This window comes from Aureimonas phyllosphaerae (assembly GCF_900113065.1).
Lineage (GTDB): Bacteria > Pseudomonadota > Alphaproteobacteria > Rhizobiales > Rhizobiaceae > Aureimonas > Aureimonas phyllosphaerae.
The window spans coordinates 184943-202330 of sequence record NZ_FOOA01000001.1 but is presented as its reverse complement, the minus strand read 5'-3'; the positions used below and the strand labels follow the sequence as shown (position 1 = coordinate 202330).

General features: G+C 68.5%; 22 protein-coding genes and 1 pseudogene. 10 read left to right on the top strand and 13 right to left on the bottom strand.

Annotated elements, in window-relative coordinates; translation table 11 throughout:
- The first annotated feature begins 15 nt into the window (after positions 1–15).
- The 4 genes from lepB to recO all read left to right on the top strand — a co-directional run bounded on the left by lepB (position 16) and on the right by recO (position 3279).
- The gene (lepB, locus tag BM175_RS01000; RefSeq protein ID WP_090958136.1) at positions 16–750 is read left to right on the top strand and encodes a signal peptidase I; all 735 of its coding nucleotides are present in this window, start codon (positions 16–18) and stop codon (positions 748–750) included.
- Positions 738–1451, top strand: coding sequence for a ribonuclease III (gene rnc, locus BM175_RS00995; RefSeq protein ID WP_090959053.1), 714 nt, complete (start codon positions 738–740; stop codon positions 1449–1451). The genes lepB and rnc overlap by 13 nt, the downstream gene beginning before the upstream one ends.
- Positions 1452–1523: 72 nt before the next feature.
- Positions 1524–2471, top strand: a complete 948-nt coding sequence (era, locus tag BM175_RS00990) for a GTPase Era (protein WP_090958134.1) — start codon at positions 1524–1526, stop codon at positions 2469–2471.
- A gap of 73 nt (positions 2472–2544) precedes the next feature.
- Positions 2545–3279 carry a DNA repair protein RecO gene (gene recO, locus BM175_RS00985; protein WP_090958132.1) on the top strand — a complete coding sequence of 245 codons (735 nt, stop codon included), beginning with the start codon at positions 2545–2547 and terminating at the stop codon, positions 3277–3279.
- On the opposite strand, the gene BM175_RS00980 is transcribed toward recO, so the two are convergent.
- The 7 genes from BM175_RS00980 to BM175_RS00950 form a co-directional block, all read right to left on the bottom strand.
- Positions 3257–3772: a tyrosine phosphatase family protein gene (locus BM175_RS00980; protein WP_090958130.1), complete on the bottom strand. Its 516-nt coding sequence runs from the start codon at positions 3770–3772 to the stop codon at positions 3257–3259. The genes recO and BM175_RS00980 overlap by 23 nt on opposite strands.
- Positions 3769–4404, bottom strand: a complete 636-nt coding sequence (locus BM175_RS00975; RefSeq protein ID WP_090958129.1) for an HD domain-containing protein — start codon at positions 4402–4404, stop codon at positions 3769–3771. The genes BM175_RS00980 and BM175_RS00975 overlap by 4 nt, the downstream gene beginning before the upstream one ends.
- Positions 4401–5234, bottom strand: coding sequence for a CAF17-like 4Fe-4S cluster assembly/insertion protein YgfZ (ygfZ, locus tag BM175_RS00970; RefSeq protein WP_090958127.1), 834 nt, complete (start codon positions 5232–5234; stop codon positions 4401–4403). Before ygfZ ends, BM175_RS00975 begins: the two co-directional genes overlap by 4 nt.
- Before the next feature lie 79 nt (positions 5235–5313).
- Complete coding sequence (locus tag BM175_RS00965) at positions 5314–6129, bottom strand: hypothetical protein (protein ID WP_090958125.1); 816 nt, start codon at positions 6127–6129, stop codon at positions 5314–5316.
- A 33-nt stretch (positions 6130–6162) separates the two neighbouring features.
- Positions 6163–6423 (bottom strand): hypothetical protein, encoded by a 261-nt coding sequence (locus BM175_RS00960; protein WP_090958123.1) that lies wholly within the window; start codon positions 6421–6423, stop codon positions 6163–6165.
- Positions 6424–6513: 90 nt separating this feature from the next.
- Positions 6514–6960, bottom strand: coding sequence for a TIGR02301 family protein (locus BM175_RS00955; protein WP_090958120.1), 447 nt, complete (start codon positions 6958–6960; stop codon positions 6514–6516).
- Positions 6961–7035: 75 nt separating this feature from the next.
- Positions 7036–7455, bottom strand: a complete 420-nt coding sequence (locus BM175_RS00950) for an NUDIX domain-containing protein (protein ID WP_175526716.1) — start codon at positions 7453–7455, stop codon at positions 7036–7038.
- Here BM175_RS00950 and BM175_RS00945 point away from each other — a divergent pair.
- Positions 7454–8113, top strand: a pseudogene (locus BM175_RS00945) (SOS response-associated peptidase); the annotation flags it as partial. The gene BM175_RS00950 and the pseudogene BM175_RS00945 sit on opposite strands and share 2 nt — an antisense overlap.
- Positions 8114–8276: 163 nt before the next feature.
- Entirely contained in the window at positions 8277–9314 is a 1038-nt protein-coding gene (locus BM175_RS00940) for a M42 family metallopeptidase (protein ID WP_090958116.1), read from the top strand.
- A gap of 84 nt (positions 9315–9398) precedes the next feature.
- Here BM175_RS00940 and BM175_RS00935 read toward each other — a convergent pair whose 3' ends face one another.
- Positions 9399–9581 carry a hypothetical protein gene (locus BM175_RS00935; protein WP_090958114.1) on the bottom strand — a complete coding sequence of 61 codons (183 nt, stop codon included), beginning with the start codon at positions 9579–9581 and terminating at the stop codon, positions 9399–9401.
- Between the two features lie 282 nt (positions 9582–9863).
- On the opposite strand from BM175_RS00935, the gene cysS reads away from it, so the two are divergent.
- The 4 genes from cysS to rarD all read left to right on the top strand — a co-directional run bounded on the left by cysS (position 9864) and on the right by rarD (position 13825).
- Positions 9864–11303: a cysteine--tRNA ligase gene (gene cysS, locus BM175_RS00930; protein WP_090958113.1), complete on the top strand. Its 1440-nt coding sequence runs from the start codon at positions 9864–9866 to the stop codon at positions 11301–11303.
- Positions 11300–12295 carry a prolyl aminopeptidase gene (pip, locus tag BM175_RS00925; RefSeq protein WP_210185751.1) on the top strand — a complete coding sequence of 332 codons (996 nt, stop codon included), beginning with the start codon at positions 11300–11302 and terminating at the stop codon, positions 12293–12295. The genes cysS and pip overlap by 4 nt, the downstream gene beginning before the upstream one ends.
- Positions 12292–12789 carry a GFA family protein gene (locus BM175_RS00920; protein WP_090958111.1) on the top strand — a complete coding sequence of 166 codons (498 nt, stop codon included), beginning with the start codon at positions 12292–12294 and terminating at the stop codon, positions 12787–12789. Before pip ends, BM175_RS00920 begins: the two co-directional genes overlap by 4 nt.
- A 115-nt stretch (positions 12790–12904) precedes the next feature.
- Positions 12905–13825: an EamA family transporter RarD gene (gene rarD, locus BM175_RS00915; protein WP_090958109.1), complete on the top strand. Its 921-nt coding sequence runs from the start codon at positions 12905–12907 to the stop codon at positions 13823–13825.
- 7 nt (positions 13826–13832) lie between these two features.
- Here the strand turns inward: rarD and BM175_RS00910 are convergent, their stop codons facing one another.
- The 5 genes from BM175_RS00910 to BM175_RS00890 form a co-directional block, all read right to left on the bottom strand.
- Positions 13833–14438, bottom strand: coding sequence for an LOG family protein (locus BM175_RS00910; protein ID WP_090958108.1), 606 nt, complete (start codon positions 14436–14438; stop codon positions 13833–13835).
- A 66-nt stretch (positions 14439–14504) separates the two neighbouring features.
- Entirely contained in the window at positions 14505–15095 is a 591-nt protein-coding gene (locus BM175_RS00905) for an energy-coupling factor transporter transmembrane component T family protein (protein WP_090958106.1), read from the bottom strand.
- Complete coding sequence (locus tag BM175_RS00900) at positions 15092–15769, bottom strand: energy-coupling factor ABC transporter ATP-binding protein (RefSeq protein WP_090958104.1); 678 nt, start codon at positions 15767–15769, stop codon at positions 15092–15094. The genes BM175_RS00905 and BM175_RS00900 overlap by 4 nt, the downstream gene beginning before the upstream one ends.
- A complete protein-coding gene (locus tag BM175_RS00895) occupies positions 15766–16329 on the bottom strand; it encodes a biotin transporter BioY (protein ID WP_090958102.1) in 564 nt (187 codons plus the stop codon). Before BM175_RS00895 ends, BM175_RS00900 begins: the two co-directional genes overlap by 4 nt.
- 82 nt (positions 16330–16411) lie before the next feature.
- Positions 16412–17269, bottom strand: coding sequence for a D-amino-acid transaminase (locus BM175_RS00890; protein WP_090958100.1), 858 nt, complete (start codon positions 17267–17269; stop codon positions 16412–16414).
- Positions 17270–17388: the final 119 nt, after the last annotated feature.

The following is a 17388-nucleotide window of genomic DNA, read 5'->3' as shown; positions in this document are numbered from 1 at the left end:
GGGAACGAAAAGCGCATGGTCGATCGCGCCGTCAGCAAGGACAAGGGTGGCTTCGGGGAGACGGTGAAGGTCGTCGTCCAGGCGCTTCTGCTTGCGCTGGTCATCCGCACCTTCCTGTTCCAGCCCTTCTCGATCCCCTCGGGCTCGATGATGCCGACCCTCCTGATCGGGGACTACCTCTTCGTCTCGAAGTGGTCCTACGGCTTCTCGAAGTATTCCTTTCCCTTCTCGCCCGACCTCTTCGACGGCCGCATCCTGGGCTCGAGCCCAGAGCGCGGCGACATCATCGTGTTCCGCAAGCCGAACGAAGTGCAGACGGACTACATCAAGCGTCTCGTCGGCCTGCCGGGTGACCGGGTCCAGATGCGCGACGGCGTGCTCTACATCAACGGCCAAGCCGTGCCGAAGGAGCCGGACGGCTTCTTCACCAGCGAATCGGGCGCGCAGATCCCGAAGTACCGCGAGACGCTGCCGAACGGCGTGACCTACGACACGCTCGACGCCGAACCGAACTCGGTCGGCGACAACACTCGCGAGTTCGTGGTGCCGGCCGACCACTATTTCATGATGGGCGACAATCGCGACAACTCGCTCGATAGCCGCTTCGACGTCGGCTACGTGCCGTTCGAGAACCTCGTCGGCAAGGCGCAGGTGATCTTCTTCTCGATGGAGAACGACGCGTCGCCGCTGCAGGTGTGGGAATGGCCGTCCAGCCTGCGGCCGAGCCGCATCCTGACATGGCTCGGGTAAAGGGCGGCGCCGACGCTCTCGACCGGCTCGAGGCTCGGCTCGGCCTCACGTTCGCCGACCGCGCCCGCCTTCAGCGCGCGCTGACCCATTCCAGCCTCAAGCGCTCGCCGACGGACGCGAGCTACGAGCGGCTGGAATTCCTCGGCGATCGCGTGCTCGGCCTCGTGATCGCGCAGAAGCTGTTCGAGACGCATCCGAAATCGGACGAAGGCGACCTGTCGCTGCGGCTGAATACCCTCGTCTCGGCGCAGACCTGCGCGGCGATCGCCGACGAGATCGGTCTGGCCGAGTTCATCCGTCACGGGTCCGACCTCAAGCGCGCGGCGGCCGGCAAGAACCGCTCGATCCGCGCCGACGTGGTCGAGTCGCTGATCGCCACGATCTATCTCGAGCACGGGCTGGAGACCGCCCGCGCTTTCGTCCTCAAGCGGTGGGCACCGCATCTCGAAGGACCTCAGGTCGCCCGGCGCGATCCGAAGACCGAGCTTCAGGAATGGGCCCACAAGCGCGCCGGTGCGCCGCCCGTCTACGAGTTGCTCGACCGCTCGGGGCCGGACCATGAGCCTGTCTTCACCGTGCGCGCGAGCGTCGAAGGCGTCGAGCCCACGGAGGGGAAGGGCGCGTCGAAGCGTGTTGCCGAGCAGCGCGCCGCCGAGGCTATCCTCCTGCGCGAAGGCGTCTGGACGGCGGAAACCGCCTGACTTGCGCCCGGCCCTGCGCCGGGCGATCCTCTATCATCGGCGCGTTTCGCGCCAAGACCTGCGAGCCATGATTTGACCGACACCGACCAGACGCCCGACGCCGAGACCCAGACGACCGAGCCGCAGGGGCCGACCCGGTCGGGCTTCGTCGCGTTGCTCGGCGCGCCGAACGCCGGCAAGTCGACGCTCGTCAACCAACTCGTCGGCACCAAGGTCTCGATCGTCACCCACAAGGTGCAGACGACCCGCGCCCTCGTGCGCGGGATCGCCATGCGCGACCGCACGCAGATCGTCTTCGTCGACACGCCCGGCGTCTTCAACCCGAAGCGCCGGCTCGACCGTGCGATGGTGAAGACCGCCTGGGGCGGCGCCAAGGATGCCGATATCGTCCTGCCGATCATCGATGCCGATCGCGGCCTCAACGACGAGGTGCAGGCGATCCTCGACCGCCTCGCCGAGGTGAAGCAGCCGAAGGTGCTGCTGCTCAACAAGGTGGACCGCATCAAGCGCGACCGACTGCTGGGGCTGACGCAGGAGATCACCGCCAAGGCCGAGTTCGAGCGCGTCTTCATGATCTCGGCGCTGACGGGGTCCGGCTGCGACGACCTGATGGACTTCCTCAGCCAGCGCCTGCCGGAAGGGCCGTGGTACTATCCGGAGGACCAGATCTCCGACCTACCGCTGCGCCAGCTCGCGGCCGAGATCACGCGCGAGAAGCTCTATCTGCGCCTCCACCAGGAACTGCCCTATTCCTCGACCGTCGAGACCGAACTCTGGGAGCAGCGGCCGGACGGCTCGGTGCGCATCGAGCAGACGATCTATGTCGAGCGCGACAGCCAGAAGGCGATCGTTCTCGGGCACAAGGGCGAGACCGTGAAGGCGATCGGCTCGGCCGCGCGCAAGGAGATTTCCGAAGCCGCCGAGCAGAAGGTGCACCTCTTCCTGTTCGTGAAGGTGCGCGAGAACTGGGGCGATGATCCTGAGCGATACCGCGAGATGGGGCTCGACTTCCACAGCTGACGGGACGTGCGGTCCGGTCCCGCGATCCCTATATAACGGGTCTGTCGAAACCGGATCGAGTCGCCGCTGCCGCATGGAATGGCGTGAAGAAGGCATCGTCCTCGGCGTCCGTCGCCAAGGCGAGACGAGCGTCGTCGCGGAGGTGATGACGCGCTCGCGCGGGCGTCATCTCGGCCTCGTCCGCGGCGGCCGCTCGCGCCGGCTTCAGCCCGTGCTTCAGCCCGGCAACACGGTGGACGCGACCTGGCGGGCGCGTCTCGACGAGCATCTCGGCTTCATGACGGTGGAGCCGGTGCATCTGCGTGCCGCGCGGCTGATGGAAAGCGCGGTCGGCCTCTATGGCATCCAACTCCTCGCCGCGCATCTGCGGCTTCTGCCCGAGCGCGACGCCCATCCCCGCCTCTTCGACACGCTGGCCCTCATCGTCGAGCATCTCGACGATCCCGTCGCGGCAGGATCGCTGATCCTGCGCTTCGAGATCGCCCTGCTGGAGGAACTCGGCTTCGGTCTCGACCTCGAAACCTGCGCGGCGACCGGCGGGCGCGACGACCTCGTCTACGTCTCACCGAAGTCCGGCCGCGCGGTGAGCCGCGACGCCGGCGAGCCGTGGCGCGACCGGCTCCTGCCATTGCCGGCCTTCCTCAAGGGCGATGTCTCACCCGCTTCGGCCGATGTGGCCGAGGGCTTCCGGATGACGGGTTTCTTCCTCGCCCGCCATGTCTGGGAGCCGCGTGCGATCAAGGAGCCGGATGCCCGCGTCGGTACGCTCGGCGTAATCGCCCGCTCTAGAGCGTCAGCGGAAGGATGAAGGGCGTGCCGGAAAACGCGTCGGCCCCGCGTCCGATCGCGGCGATGGCCGAGACCATGCGACCGCCGCGACCGAGTTTCTCGTCCGCCATCGACACGAGGAGCGGATTGGGCGTCGCGGACGGCGCGCGACGGCGGAGTTCCTGTGCCAGCGCCTCCTCGTCGAGGTCCGGATTGATTGCGATCGCAAGGATATAGGCCGCCGCCGTCGACCGGCTGATGCCGGCCCAACAGTGAACCGCCAGCGGCTTATCGCGATCCCAGCGGCGGCCGAATTCGAGGAGCCGGTCGAGATGGTGCTCGGCCGGATGGGTGAGCCCTTCGGCTGGTGCCGCGATGTCGTTCATGCCGAGGAAGAGGTGACGCTCCGGCGCGATCGTGGAGGGGCGCTCGACCACCGTGTCGGCGTTGATCAGCGTGACCACGTCGGCCGCACCGTGGGCGGCGACCGTGGCGTGCAGGTCGGCGAGCGAGGAGACGACGAGATAGCTCATGGATGGTTCGCCTTGATGCCGACGGACAGGGCTTCGAGGAAGCGGAAGCGTTCGAGATACCGGCGGCCGACCTCGGCCGCAGGCTGGGGCGTAAAGCGTTCGGGCGCGGGGAGAAGGCCGCCCGGCCGCCCGAACAGCGCCTGCGCCTCGGTCGGCTGGAAGCCTGCGAGAAGCTTCGCCTCGAAATAGGCCGACACGCGGTCCGCCGACTTGATGGCGCGCTTGACCGGGGGCGGCAACTCAGCCGGCAGGCCGAAGCGCCGATGCACCGCCGCCTGCAGCCGCGCCTCGACGCCCTTGTAGTCGCCGCCGAGCACGCTCTTGAAGGGCGAGATCATGTCGCCGATCACGTATTCCGGGGCGTCATGCAGGAGCGCGGCCAGCCGCCAGCGCGGATCGGGCTCCTTGGCGCCGACGATCTCCTCGACGATCAGCGAGTGCTGTGCCACGGAGAAGGCGTGATCGCCGGTGGTCTGCCCGTTCCACCGGGCGACGCGCGCAAGCCCGTGCGCAATGTCCTCGATCTCGATATCGAGCGGGGAGGGGTCGAGAAGGTCGAGCCGCCGCCCCGACAGCATCCGCTGCCAGACCCGAGGCGGCTTCGCGGTCCGGGTTGCGCCGGTCGCGCTCATGCCTCGCCGCCGCTGCCGGCTTCGGGAAGGGCGTAGCCGGCCCACGAGGGGACTTCCGCCTCGACCGGAACGCCGTCCGCCGACAGGCTTGCCCCGGCAGCCAGCGCGTCGACCAGTCGGTCGATGCGCACCATGCCGATGCCAAGCCCCACATGGGCCGAGAGAACGGTGCCGATCGTCCGGCCGCCCGCCTCGACGTTGGCGCCCGGCGTCAGGTGACCCTCGGCGCGCAGCACCATGACGCGCCGTCGCGCCGTGCCCCGATGCTGCATGCGCGCCACGACTTCCTGGCCGACATAGCAGCCCTTCCTGAAGGAGACGCCGCCGTTCTGGTCGAGCAGCACGTCGTGCGGGAAGACGTCGGAGCCGGGGAAGTCGCGCTCGGCCTCGGCGATGCCGAGGGAGAGGCGCAGGGCCTCGAAGGCGGCCGGGTCGCCCTCGTCGACGTCCATGCCGTAGGATCGGAACACGCCGGTCGGAAATCGCCGGTCCGCGACGGCACCGGCCGGCCCTTCGCCCGTTTCCCAGAAGACGCCGACGGGTTCGTCGCTCAGGCTGATCGCGACCTTGGCGCGCAGCTTGTAGAGCGTGAGCCGCTTGGCGAGGTCGCTGCGGGCGCCCGCCGCCACGTCGAGCCGCAGCCCGTCGTCGATGCGGCTGAGGAGGAAGTCGAAGAGGATCTTGCCCTGCGGCGTCAAGAGCGCGGCCGGGCGCGCCTCGCCGGGCGCGAGCGCATCGAGATCGGCGGTGACGAGGTTCTGGAGGAAGGGCTCGGCATCCGCGCCGGTGACGTGAAGCGTCGCACGGTCCGAAAGGCGGGCACTCATCATGGCGTTCGTTCCGGGTCTTCGGCCGGCAGGCGCGGCCTTCGATCCCTATGTGCCGATCACCGCGGCGAAGACAAGGTGGTCAGTCGCCGTCGACGAAGAACTCGAAACGGCCCTCGGGCGAAATGCCGACGCGGTAGAAGTCGTAGGAGCCGTTGGCGACCATGCGCTGGTAGTCACCTGCCGTCACCAGCTCGAACAGCTGGACAAGCTGCGGCTTCGACAGCGCGCCGAGATCGACCTGCGTGAAGTAGGGCCAGACATAGATCTCGTTGTCGCCGCCCGGGTCGAGGCGGACATGGCCAGCCTCGAGCGTCTCGAGCAGGATCGCGAGGAGCTCGACGCCTTCGCCGTCGCCAGAAGCCTCCTTGAGCGTCGTGACGGGATCCTGGTCCGGCATCGTCGCGGAGACGACGGTCGGGTCGGCCCCCGTCTGAAAGTAGGGACGCAGCTTTTCGATGTCGCCGGTGCGAGCGACCTCGATCAGCTTGGCGCGAAGGTCGCGCACCGGCTGGGGCAGGTCCGTGTCGCCGTAGACGATCTCAATCGGCGGCACATCGCCCGTCGGCGCGCGCGCGGCGCCCTCGTCGGGCACCACGGCATCGTCGCCGGGTGCCGTCTCGATCGGGCCGGACGGCGACTCCGCGGGCGCGGTCGCGTTGGGAGCAACCGGAACACCGCCCTCGTTTGCAGGCGGCACAGGCGGCTGGCCGTCATCCGGCGTCGTGGCGGGCTGGCCGGGAACCGGCGGCAGCGGCACGGCGACGATACCCTCGCGGCCCGGCGGGACGTTGCCGTCCTCGCCGGTGATCTGCGAGAGCGCGGAGGCCGGCAGGGCGGCGAGCCCGCTACCGGCGAGGATGGTGAACGCGAGGAGGGCGCGCTGGAAACGGGTCATGTCACCATTCGGGCGGACGCTGCCCGTCCTGCCTTACTGGAACGAGCGAACGGCGCGGAACTCGCCGTACTCCACGCGGCGGCGCAGCGCGTCGAGGAGGTCCAGGACCTCGGCTTCGCCGTGATGGCGCACGAGTTCGGTCACGGCCGTCGCCATCGCGGTCTCGGCAAGGATGTCCGCCTCGATGCCGTCGGAGATGCCGTCAGCCCACGCCTCGTTGTGGTATTCGCTCGCGACCTGCTTCTTTTCGGCGACGATCATGTCGTCGAGGTCGGAACCGTGCAGATCGATCATGCCGGATACTCCTTCTTCCGCTGCCCGGTCTGGCCGGTCTCCGGGCGGGGAAGGCGGGTCGCTGTCGCAAACCACCCTCTGAACAAAACGTTAACTTCCGTACCTTGCGCTGATCTCGCGCGAAAGGTCGGCACCTTCCTTGGCATATCTTTCCACGGCCACCGTCGCAGCCGGGGTACACTTGCGGTAGGTCGATTCGAAGGACCGATACCCCTGGTTGAAATGTGCGACCAGGGTTCGCCTGTCGGCCTCTCCGGGCGCCTGCGCCTCGAGGATCGCGTTCATCTTCTCGCGCCACACGTCGGCGTTGGCATCGCCGCAGAGCCCGCGCAGGAAGTGCAGCGAGCCGAGCACCGTGGCAAGGCGCGACAGCGGCTTCATGTAGGGCGCGTTGGAGGGCTTGGCGGCCGGTTCCTCCGCCGCGGGCGTCACCTCGGCGGGAGGCTTGCCGCCCTGCGCGGACGCCGCCCCGCTGCCGAGCGCCAGCGCGATGAAAGCGGTCCCGAGAAGTCGACGAAAATTGTCCGCAACGGCCATGCGGCACGTTTGCAGGCCGATTGGGGTGAATGCAAGACACGCGAAGGACTTGGCCGCGCCTCGCACGCGTTAAGGTTAGCGCACGGCCGCCTCTTCCACGATCGCGGCGAGCCCCGGCGTCGTGCGCCCCTCCGCCTCCATCGCGCGCACGTCGTTCACCGGAAAGAAGCGCGCCTCTTCCGCGTCGTCGGCGGCCTCGACCGCGGCGCCGTTCCACTCGGCCAGCGAGCGGAAGACGGCGATCACGGCATGGGCGTCGTGATCGGGATCGATCGACTCGTGCAGGCGCAGAAGCTCGATCGCCTCAAGCTCGACGCCTGTCTCCTCGCGCATCTCGCGGCGCGCTGCATTCTCCAGCCGCTCGCCGAACTCGACGCGCCCGCCGGGCAGGCTCCAGGCGCCCGCCCAGGGCGCACGGCCCCGGCGCACGAGACAGACCTCGCCTGCACGCAGCAGGCAGACGGAAACACCAAGAAGGGGGCGGCGGGGGCTCATGGCGCGGGAGATAGGGCGAACGGTCGCGCGACGGCAAGACTTGCCGCGCGGCATCGGCTCGCCCATCCTCGCCGCCATGTGCGGACGCTTTGCCCTGACCGCGTCACCCCAGGCGGTGGCGGCGGCTTTCGATCTCGTGTCGGTGGACCCGTTTCCGCCGCGCTTCAACATCGCCCCGACGCAGCCGGTGCTGCATGTGGCGCTCCATCCCGGTCGCGGCGGATACCGGCGCGAGGCCCGCCTCGCGCGCTGGGGATTGATCCCCGGCTGGGCCAAGGATCCCGCGCACCTGCCCCTCCTCTTCAACGCCCGCTCGGAGACCGCCGCCGAGCGCCAGTCCTTTCGTGGCGCGCTGCGCCACCGGCGCTGCCTCGTGCCCGCCACGGCCTTCTACGAATGGCGCCGGGCGGGCGCCGGAAAGCCGCAGCCCTTCCTTGTGCGCCTGGCTGCCGGCGAGGTCGCCGCGTTCGCTGGCCTGCACGAAACCTTTCTCGCCGCGGACGGCAGCGAGATCGACACGGTCGCGATCCTGACCGCCGCCGCGGGCCCGCGCCTGTCCGCGATCCACGAGCGCGCGCCGGTCGTGGTCGCGCCGGACGATTTCGAGCGATGGCTCGACGTGTCCGGCCAGTCCTCCGCCGGCATCCGCGATCTCCTCCATGCCGGACACGTCGACGGCTGGGAAACAGTGCCCGTGTCGGACCGCGTCAACGCGGTTGCCAACATGGGGCCGGAGGTTCAGGACAGGGGGCGGAAGCCGCGGCGCCCGAGAGCCCCGGCCAGCTTTCGTTGTTTCCAGAACCTTCCGACGGACGGACCCCATGAACATCGATCTTCTGAAGCGGCTGTGCGAAACCCCCGGCGTGCCCGGCCACGAGCATCGCGTGCGCGATCTCATCGCCCGGGAAGCCGCCGATCTCTTCGACACGATCGAGACCGACGTGATGGGCTCGCTGGTCTGCACCAGGAAGGGCGAGGGCGAGAACCCCGAGCGCATCGTGCTTGCCTGCCACATGGATGAGATCGGCTTCCTCGTCAGCCACGTGTCCGACAAGGGCTTCGTGCATGTCTCGCCGGTCGGCGGCTTCGACCCGCGCAATCTCTTCTCGCGCCGTGTTCTCGTCTGCACCGACGAGGGCGACTATCGCGGGATCATGATGGCCGAGGGCAAGCCGGTCCACATCTCGGCGCCCGAGGACCGCAAGAAGGTGCCTGAGCCGACCGACTTCTTCATCGACCTCGGCCTCGGCGCCGCGGCGAAGGACAAGGTCCGCGTCGGCGATTTCGTGGTGATGGACGAGCCGCTGGTCGAGATGGGCGAGCGCATCGTATCGAAGGCGCTCGACAACCGCATCGCCTGCTGGCTCGGCCTCGAGATCGTGCGCAAGCTCCTGGCGGACGGACGCAGCCACAAGTGCCAGCTCACCGTCGCCTTCACGGTGCAGGAGGAGGTCGGGCTTCGCGGGGCGCGAACGGTTGCCTACGACCTGAAGCCGCATATCGGCATCGGCATCGACACGACGCTCGCCTGCGACACGCCGGGCGTGCCCGAGCGCGACAAGACGACCGAACTCGGCGCGGGGTTCGGCCTCCATATGAAGGACAACTCCTTCATCGCCGACGGTGCGTTGGTGCGCGAGTTCGAGGCGGTGGCGAAGGAGGAGGGGATCGCCAGCCAGCGTACGATCCTCGCCGGCGGCGGCATGGACGGCGCCTCGCTTCAGCAGGCGGCGTCGGGTGCTCGCGCGATCGGCATCGTGGTCGGCACGCGCTACATCCACACGGTGTGTGAGATGATCGACCGGCGGGACCTTCTGGCGGCGCGCGACGTTCTCGCGGCCTTCCTCTCGCGGCACTGATAAAGCCGCAAACGAGACGAGCCCGCCGCAGGGGCGGGCTCCGAGCGGTTCGATCCGGCTGAGCCGGAGATCCTGCTTTTTCGATCAGTCGCGGGCGTTGACGTTCGCGACGGTCCGCTGCGCGGCGGCCTTGCCGCTCTCGTCCTTGCGACGCGTGGCCTTCGCCGCGAGCACCGCTGCGATGCCGATTTCGCGATAATTGCTGACGAGCTTCGAGTCGCGCTCGCGCTCGGTGCGGGATCGGAAGTTGAATTGCTGCTGGTTCATTGCCGCATGCCTGTGGTGACGTGATGGGCCGAAGAAAGCCGTCCGAATGCGTCTTTCTAGCGGCGCAAATCTGAAAAGACGACGAATCTATACTTAACAAAAGGTTGCCACCGTGACATGTGGCGTGATTGCATCATGCTGCATTGCGCAATAAGGAACGGCACTGCGACGAATACTTAACACAAGCTGAACGGCGGCGGCGGGTTCACCTCGGTTTGAACGGTTTCCGGTTTGGCTGTAGCTCTGCTGCGCTGCCACGACGGCGGCGGACCGAGGACCGACATGACCGACGAGACGCATCGCCTGCACCTCACCAACACGCTGACGCGCCAAAAGGAGGCCTTCCGGCCGCTCGACTGGCGCGAGGGCAGCGTGGCGGAAGCCGACCGGCGGGTGCGCATGTATGTCTGCGGTCCGACGGTCTACGACTTCGCCCATATCGGCAACGCGCGGCCGGTGATCGTCTTCGACGTCCTGTTCCGCCTGCTGCGTCACCTCTACGGCGAGACGCGCGTCGTCTACGCCCGCAACATCACGGACGTCGACGACAAGATCAACGCGCGGGCCGCGCGCGACTTTCCCGACCTGCCGCTGAACGACGCCATCGCGCGGGTTACGGAGAAGACGGCCGCGCAGTTCCACAAGGACGTCGCGGCGCTCGGCTGCCTGCCGCCGACGGTCGAGCCGCGCGCGACCGCCTTCGTCGCGCCGCGCGCCGACGGCCTGCCCGACATGATCGGCATGATCGCGACGCTGATCGAGAAAGGCCACGCCTATGTCGCGGGCGGGGAGGTGCTGTTCGACGTCCAGTCCATGCCGGCCTATGGCGCGCTGTCGCATCGGCGGCTGGAGGACCAGCAGGCCGGCGCGCGCGTGGCTGTCGAGGCGCACAAGAGGAACCCAGCCGACTTCGTTCTGTGGAAGCTGTCGGCGGCCAACGAGCCCGGCTGGGACAGCCCGTGGGGCCGGGGACGGCCGGGCTGGCACATCGAGTGCTCGGTGATGTCGGCGGCCTATCTCGGCCAGACCTTCGACATCCATGGCGGCGGGCTCGACCTCATCTTCCCGCACCACGAGAACGAGATCGCCCAGTCCTGCTGCGCCCACGGCACCGAGCGGATGGCCGAGGTGTGGATGCACAACGGCTTCGTGCAGGTCGAAGGGCGCAAGATGTCGAAGTCGGAGGGCAACTTCGTCACCATCGCGGACGTCCTCGAGACCGACAAGGTCGGCGGGCGGCGCTGGCCGGGCGAGGCCGTGCGGCTTCTGATGCTGAAGACGCACTACCGCGAGCCGATCGATTTCACGGCCGCCAAGCTCGAGGACGCCGTGCGCGAGCTCGACAAGTGGGAACGGCTGGCCCGCGCGGCCGGCGCGGACAAGGCGGACGCGGGCGTGCCGGACGATGCGTTCTTGGAGGCGGCCTGCGACGACCTTTCGCTGGCGTCGGCCATCGCGCGCGTCCACGCCCTCTTCGACGATGGGCGGTCGGTCGAGGCGCTCGCCTCGCTGCGCCTTCTCGGTATCGACCCGGTTCGCGAGCAGGCGCTCAGCGCCGACGTCGCCGCGCGGATCGCGCGCCGCCTCGACCTACTGAAAGCGCGCGACTTCGCCGCTGCGGATGCCTTGCGCGACGAACTCGCCACGGAGGGCGTTCTTCTCAAGGACGGCAAGGACCCCGCGACGGGCGAGCGCGTCACCACCTGGGAGATCCGGCGTTGAGCGAGGCGCGGCGGCAGCTCTATCCGACGATCCAGCCCTACCGTACCGGGCAGTTCGACGTCGGCGACGGGCACATTCTCTACTTCGAGCTGTGCGGAAACCCTGACGGCAAGCCGGTGATCTTCCTGCACGGGGGGCCGGGCAGCGGTTGCAACCCTTCGCACCGCCGGCTCTTCGATCCCGACCAGTACAACGTCCTCCTGTTCGACCAGCGCGGCTGCGGCCGGTCTTCGCCGCTCGGCGCGCTGCACGCCAACACGACGCAGCACCTTACGGAGGATGTCGAGCGCCTGCGTCGCATGGCGGGCTTCGGCAAGGTCATGCTCTTCGGAGGGTCTTGGGGCTCGACGCTGGCGCTCGCCTACGCGCAAACCTATCCCGCCCATGTCAGCGAGATGGTTCTGCGCGGCATCTTCACCGGCCGTCGCGAAGAACTCGACTGGTACTATCGCGAGGGCGCGAGTCGCCTGTTTCCGGACGAATGGGAGCGCTTCCTTGCGCCGCTCGACGAGGCCGGCCGGGCCGACCCGATCGCCGCCTACCGGCCGCTGCTCCTCGATCCCGATCGCAACGTGCGCTCGCGGGCCGCGCGCGCCTGGACAGACTGGGAGGGGCGCACGGTCTCGATGCGCACGCTTCATGATGTGGCGGGGGGCTTCGGCGCGAGCGACCACGCCATCGCCTTCGCCCGGATCGAGAACCACTTCTTCGTCCACGACCTCTGGCTGGAGGAAGGCCAGTTGATTCGCGACGCCGGACGTCTGGCGGGCATTCCCGGCGTGATCGTGCAGGGGCGCTACGACGTGGTGACGCCGCCGAAAACCGCCTGGGATCTTCACAAGGCATGGCCCGGCTCCGAACTCCAGATCGTCGAGGACGCGGGCCACGCCTATTCCGAGCCCGGCACGCTGGACCGTCTGATCCTCGCCACCGACCGGTTCACGCCCCATAACCAGGGGCACGTCCAGCCGGGAAGGAGCGCGCGATCATGACCCTGCAAGCCGAGCCGTCACACACGGGTGGGTGCCAGTGCGGCGCCGTCCGCTTCCGTATCCATGGCAAGATCGGGCGAGCGTCCGTCTGCCATTGCCGGATGTGCCAGAAGGCGTTCGGCGGTCTCTACGCTCCGCTCGTGAACCTCGGCGCGGCCGAGATCGTCTGGACGAAGCGCGAGCCGAAGCGTTTCCGCTCGTCCAATCAGGTATCGCGAGGCTTCTGCCCGGAATGCGGAACGCCGTTGACCTACGAAGCCCCTGACGGTGTGGCGCTCGCGATCGGCGTCTTCGACGACCCGTCCGTGCTGGCTCCGCAGATCCAGTTCGGCATCGAGGGCAAACTGCCCTATGTCGACGGCATCGCGCACTTGCCGGTCCGAAGCAGTGCGGAAGATGCGGGCGGCGACAGCTATCTTGCCGACATCGTCTCCTACCAGCACCCCGATCGCGAGATGCCGGGCGAGGCGTCGGGAGACACGCGGCATCCCTGACGAGGCCGAGCGTCGCATCAGGAAAACGAATGGCAGCCATCAGAGAAACTAAGGTGCGGTGATGGTTGCGGGTTGCTAGAAGCAGGGCACGTTTCCGGATCCCGAGTGCCGCGCCATGCCCAACGCCCCCGCCGAGCCCGCCAGCGGTTACGCCTACGGCATCGCCGCCTATTCGATCTGGGGCCTCGTCCTGCCGCTCTACATGAAGGCGCTGGCGCATGTCCCCTCGATGGAGGTCATGGCGCAGCGCGTCCTGTGGTCGTGGGTGCTGACGCTCGGCATCCTCGCCTTCGGCACGGGCCTCGCAGGTCTGCGGGCCGCGCGCAGCCCGCGCGTGTTCGGAACGCTCGTCCTCACCGCGCTCCTCATCTCGGTCAACTGGGGCGTCTATGTCTGGGCGATCGCGACGGGGCACGGCCTTGATGCCGCGCTCGGCTACTACATCAACCCGCTGATCAACGTCGTGATGGCCGCCGTCTTCCTGCGCGAGCGGCTGACGCGGCTGCAGACGGTGGCCGTCGGCATCGCGGCGGCCGGCGTGATCGTGCTGACGATCGAGAGCGGCGGCCTGCCTTGGGTGTCGCTCGCACTTGCGCTTTCGTTCGCCTCCTACGGTCTCCTGCGCAAGACCGTGAAGATCGGGGCGACCGAAGGCTTCTTTCTCGAAGTGACGATCCTGTTTCTCCCCGCGCTCGCCTTGGCCATCTGGCTGGTGCGGGCCGGGGGCGGTCATTTCGGGATCGGCACCACGGAGACCGCGCTCCTCGTCGGCACCGGCGTCGTCACCGCCGTGCCGATGATCCTGTTCTCGGCCGCCGCGCGCCTCCTGCGCTACACGACGGTCGGCCTTCTCCAGTACATCGCCCCGACCCTGATCACGCTGACCGCGATCTTCGTCTTCGGCGAGCCCTTCGGCGTCTGGCAGGCCGTCGCCTTCGGTTGCATCTGGACTGCGCTCGCGCTCTACAGCTACTCGATCGTCCACGGCCGCCGGGTAGCGGCCGAAGAGACCCTGGCCGCCGAGCCCGCGCGCTGAGGGGCCGCTAGAGCTTCTCAATCACCTCGGCGACGCCCTCGCTTGCGCGCTTGGGGGCCGCCGCTTCTAGGGCGGGCAGGAGGTCCTCGATTCGGTCCACCACGATCGGCTTCACCATGTGGGCCGTGTGGATGAAGCCCGCATCGCGCATATGGTCGAGGAGGGCGGCGAACGGCTCCCAAAACCCGTTGATATTGGCGATCGCGATCGGCTTGGCGTGACGGCCGAGCTGGCTCCACGTCATGATCTCGACGAGTTCCTCGAGCGTCCCGATGCCGCCGGGCAGCGCGACGAAGGCGTCGGCGCGCTCGAACATCAGGTGCTTGCGCTCATGCATGTCCTGCGTGATCACCAGCTCGTCCAGCCGCTTCAGCTCGGACTCGGTCGCCTCCATGTCGATGAGGAAGCGCGGGATGATGCCGGTGACGCGCCCGCCCGCGGCGATCACGGCATCGGACACCGCGCCCATGATGCCGCGCGTGCCGCCGCCATAGACAAGATGCATGCCGGCGCGGCCCATGGCAGTGCCGAGCGCCTCGGCGGACTCGCGGTAGATGGGATCGCGGCCCGAAGACGAGCCGCAATAGACGCAGAGAGATCGAATCGAAGTCATGGGGCCAAGGTCGGTCGAACGGGTTGCAGGGTCAAGCGGTCGAAGGGGTGAAATTGCTGCAGCGCGTCAGCTGCGCGCGTCGATCGCCTCGGCGATCTCGTCGGCCATCCGCAAGGTGCGCAGCGTCAGCGGCACGGCCAGAGCGAAGACAGAGCGATCAAGCCCGCGCGCGGCCTGCGCCTCGCGAATGTCGGCCGCGACGCTGGCAAGCACCGGGACGAAGCGGACGGCAAGACCGAAGGCGAGGCCGACGCGGGCGGGATCGACGCCGATCGCCCGGAGGGGCCGGAGGAGCCACGCGATCGTCTCGGCGATGGCGGAGGGGCGGGTCGTCGCGGTGACGAGCCCGGCGAGGAGCAGGAGGGCCGCAAGTCGCACCCCGTAGAGCGCCGCCTCGTGCCAGCCCGCGAACCAGGCCTGCACGGCGGCGACGAGAAGTACGACGGGCAGGGCGGCGCGCAGGGAACGCGCCGCAAAGCGCCAGCCGAGGCCGGACGCGCCGATCGCTGCGAGTGCCGCCACGAAGGCGAGTGAGGACAACGGCAGGCTCGGAATGACGAAAAGGCCCGTGCCGATCGCCGCGAGCCCCGCGAGCTTCGCGCCGGCCGGCGCCCGGTGCAGCGCGGACGCTCCCGGCCGGTAGAGATCGGCGATCATGCGCCAGCGATCCGCCGGTAGGCGTCGAGGGCATCCCGCGGCGGCGCGTCGCAGACGAGGCGGCCGGCCTCGAACACCAGCACCCGGTCGAAGCCTTCGAGCAATGCGAGATCGTGCGTCACCATGACGACCGGTGTGTCGGCGGCTTCCACCGCAGCCATGACCCGGCGCGTGTTACGCAGGTCGAGAAGCGTCGTCGGTTCGTCGAGCACGAGAAGGCGCGGCTCGAGCACCATGATGCCGGCAAGCGCCACGAGCTGCCGCTCGCCGCCCGACAACTCGTGCACCAGACGCTCGCCGAAGCCGGCGAGGCCGAAGCGGACGAGCGCGGCGTCGACGCGGGGGGCGATCTCGCGCTTCGGCAGGTCGCGGTTCTTCAGCCCGAAGGCGAGGTCTTCCGCGACGCCGGGATAGACGATCTGATGATCGGGGTTCTGAAAGAGGAAACCGACCGCCCGGCGCGCCGCCTTCGGATCGGCGGTCGTGTCGATGCCGAAGACGCGCGCCGTGCCTTCGCTCGGCTTCAGCAAGCCGTTGAGAAGGCGAACGAAGCTCGACTTGCCCGAGCCGTTGGCGCCGACGACGCCGATCCGGCGCTCTGTCAGGCGAAGGTCGAGCCCGGACAGGACGCGCCGCCCTGCGCGATCGAGGGCGACGCCGGAAAGCTCGATCATCCCGCGCGGCGGGCGGTGCGCGTCTCGATCAGCGGGTAGGCCTTCGACACCGTCACGATGATGGCGGCGGCCAGTCCCGCCTTGACGAGATCGCCCGGAATGAAGGCGAGCGAGCCCTTGGCGGCCGTCAGGAGCGGAGTGCCGGTGACCAGCGAGATGCCGGGAATGCCGCAGGCGTAGAGAACCACGATACCGCCGGCCACCGCTGCGAGGAAGGCGGTGACGACGTTCAGCTTCGGCATGAACCGTTCGGTCAGAAGGCCAGTGACGAAGGCCGCCGGCAGCCAGCCGAGGAAGAAGCCGACCGTCGGCCCGGCAAGGACCGCAAGGCCGCCGCGCCCGCCCGACAGGAGCGGCAGTCCGGCGAGCACGATCACGATGAACAGGAGGATCGCGAGCGTGCCGCGGCGGGCGCCGAGGATGCCGCCTGCGAGCATCACGCCCATCGACTGCGCGGTGATGGGGACGTTGATCAGCGGCACCTGCAGCGCCGGGAAGGTTCCCAGAACCGCCATCAGGGCGGCGAATAGGGCGATGAAGACGATGTCGCGAGTGCTCATGCGGTTTTCCCTTCGATCGGGGACGCGAAAACGATGGGGCAGGCTCTTACGCAACGGACGGGTCGCCGTCGAGACGCTGCGTTCAAAGGGCCTCTGCGATCGCGACGTCGAGATAGGCGGCGCGCAGGCGGCGTGCGATCGGGCCCGGCCGACCGTCGCCGACCGCGACGTCGTCGATCTCGACCACAGGCGTCACGAACGCCCCGGCCGAGGTGACGAAGGCCTCGCGTGCGCCCTGCGCCTCCTCGATCGTGAACGGCCGTTCCTCGACATGAAGCCCGAGTTCGCCGGCGACCTTCAGAAGCGCCGCGCGGGTGATGCCGTGCAGGATGTCGTGACCGAGCGCGCGGGTGCGGATCGCGCCGTCGTGGGTGACGATATAGGCGTTGTTGCTGGTGCCCTCGGTGACGGTTCCGTTCTCGACGAACCAGGCGTCGTCCTTGCCCTTCCGCTTGGCCTCCATCTTGGCCATCGACGGATAGAGAAGCTGCACCGTCTTGATGTCGCGCCGGCCCCAGCGAAGGTCGGGCACGGAGGCGACCTTGAGGCCCTGTTCGGCCTCGCGGGTCTCGATCGCGTCGCGGCGCTGCGTGAACAGGACGAAGCTTGGCGGCGTGTCGGCTTTCGGAAAGACGAAGTCGCGGTCCGCCTCGCCACGCGTGACCATGAGGTAGACGTGCCCGAGCTCCAGCGCGTTGCGCGAGACGAGCTCGCGGTGGATGGCGAGGATCTCGTCGTCCGTCGCCGGCGAGGGCAGGCCGAGTTCGGCGAGCGACCGGCGCAGGCGCGCGCAATGCCCGGGAAAATCGATCAGCTTGCCACCGATCACCGCCGTCACCTCGTAGACCGCATCGGCGAACAGGAAGCCTCGATCGAAGACCGAGACCTTGGCTTCGGTTTCCGGGCGATACGCGCCGTTGACGTAGACGATGCGGGTCATGGAATGGTCCGGTGCTGATGCGCTTCGAGCCGCTTCTAGCCTGTTCGGCGCCGGATCAGAAGCGGTCGGAGCCGCTCCGGCTTCACCGATGCACGGTTGGCGGTTGATGATGACCGGCA

What these genes read in the sequence shown, in the direction of transcription:
- BM175_RS00905 (WP_090958106.1), bottom strand. Translation starts at nt 15,095, where the DNA reads ATGATCGCCGATCTCTACCGGCCGGGAGCGTCCGCGCTGCACCGGGCG.
- BM175_RS00910 (WP_090958108.1), bottom strand. Translation starts at nt 14,438, where the DNA reads ATGACTTCGATTCGATCTCTCTGCGTCTATTGCGGCTCGTCTTCGGGC.
- BM175_RS00975 (WP_090958129.1), bottom strand. Translation starts at nt 4,404, where the DNA reads ATGAGCGCGACCGGCGCAACCCGGACCGCGAAGCCGCCTCGGGTCTGG.
- rnc (WP_090959053.1), top strand. Translation starts at nt 738, where the DNA reads ATGGCTCGGGTAAAGGGCGGCGCCGACGCTCTCGACCGGCTCGAGGCT.
- recO (WP_090958132.1), top strand. Translation starts at nt 2,545, where the DNA reads ATGGAATGGCGTGAAGAAGGCATCGTCCTCGGCGTCCGTCGCCAAGGC.
- BM175_RS00955 (WP_090958120.1), bottom strand. Translation starts at nt 6,960, where the DNA reads ATGGCCGTTGCGGACAATTTTCGTCGACTTCTCGGGACCGCTTTCATC.
- BM175_RS00960 (WP_090958123.1), bottom strand. Translation starts at nt 6,423, where the DNA reads ATGATCGATCTGCACGGTTCCGACCTCGACGACATGATCGTCGCCGAA.
- BM175_RS00950 (WP_175526716.1), bottom strand. Translation starts at nt 7,455, where the DNA reads ATGAGCCCCCGCCGCCCCCTTCTTGGTGTTTCCGTCTGCCTGCTGCGT.
- BM175_RS00935 (WP_090958114.1), bottom strand. Translation starts at nt 9,581, where the DNA reads ATGAACCAGCAGCAATTCAACTTCCGATCCCGCACCGAGCGCGAGCGC.
- BM175_RS00965 (WP_090958125.1), bottom strand. Translation starts at nt 6,129, where the DNA reads ATGACCCGTTTCCAGCGCGCCCTCCTCGCGTTCACCATCCTCGCCGGT.
- lepB (WP_090958136.1), top strand. Translation starts at nt 16, where the DNA reads ATGGTCGATCGCGCCGTCAGCAAGGACAAGGGTGGCTTCGGGGAGACG.
- BM175_RS00980 (WP_090958130.1), bottom strand. Translation starts at nt 3,772, where the DNA reads ATGAGCTATCTCGTCGTCTCCTCGCTCGCCGACCTGCACGCCACGGTC.
- BM175_RS00890 (WP_090958100.1), bottom strand. Translation starts at nt 17,269, where the DNA reads ATGACCCGCATCGTCTACGTCAACGGCGCGTATCGCCCGGAAACCGAA.
- BM175_RS00940 (WP_090958116.1), top strand. Translation starts at nt 8,277, where the DNA reads ATGAACATCGATCTTCTGAAGCGGCTGTGCGAAACCCCCGGCGTGCCC.
- BM175_RS00900 (WP_090958104.1), bottom strand. Translation starts at nt 15,769, where the DNA reads ATGATCGAGCTTTCCGGCGTCGCCCTCGATCGCGCAGGGCGGCGCGTC.
- BM175_RS00920 (WP_090958111.1), top strand. Translation starts at nt 12,292, where the DNA reads ATGACCCTGCAAGCCGAGCCGTCACACACGGGTGGGTGCCAGTGCGGC.
- cysS (WP_090958113.1), top strand. Translation starts at nt 9,864, where the DNA reads ATGACCGACGAGACGCATCGCCTGCACCTCACCAACACGCTGACGCGC.
- ygfZ (WP_090958127.1), bottom strand. Translation starts at nt 5,234, where the DNA reads ATGATGAGTGCCCGCCTTTCGGACCGTGCGACGCTTCACGTCACCGGC.
- BM175_RS00895 (WP_090958102.1), bottom strand. Translation starts at nt 16,329, where the DNA reads ATGAGCACTCGCGACATCGTCTTCATCGCCCTATTCGCCGCCCTGATG.
- rarD (WP_090958109.1), top strand. Translation starts at nt 12,905, where the DNA reads ATGCCCAACGCCCCCGCCGAGCCCGCCAGCGGTTACGCCTACGGCATC.